Genomic DNA, 312 nt, shown 5'->3' with positions numbered 1-312 from the left:
CCTGCACCTGCTGATGGTGGTGATCCCGTCCACCTTCTGCGCCGTGCTGGTGATGTCGCTGCTGGTGACCTGGCTGTTCGACTCCAAGCTGTCTAACGATCCGGTCTACCTGAAACGCCTGGAAGAAGGCCTGATCACCCTGCGCGGCAACAACGCGCTGGCGATCAAACCGCGCGCCAAAGCCTCGGTGCTGCTGTTCCTGCTGGGCGTGCTGTGCGTGGTCGCCTACGCCATCATCAACAGCCCGGGCCTGGGCCTGGTGGCCAAGCCGCTGATGAACACCACCAACGCCATCCTGATCATCATGCTGAG

1 protein-coding gene is annotated in these 312 nt (G+C 62.5%); it reads left to right on the top strand.

Features of this window, described 5'->3' with window-relative positions:
* Window positions 1–312 (top strand): anaerobic C4-dicarboxylate transporter family protein (locus tag N825_RS35865; RefSeq protein WP_037462590.1); only part of this gene is annotated, 312 nt, incomplete at both ends.

Source organism: Skermanella stibiiresistens SB22 (assembly GCF_000576635.1).
Lineage (GTDB): Bacteria > Pseudomonadota > Alphaproteobacteria > Azospirillales > Azospirillaceae > Skermanella > Skermanella stibiiresistens.
The sequence above is the reverse complement of the archived record's forward strand: the minus strand, read 5'-3'. Positions and strand labels throughout refer to the sequence as shown.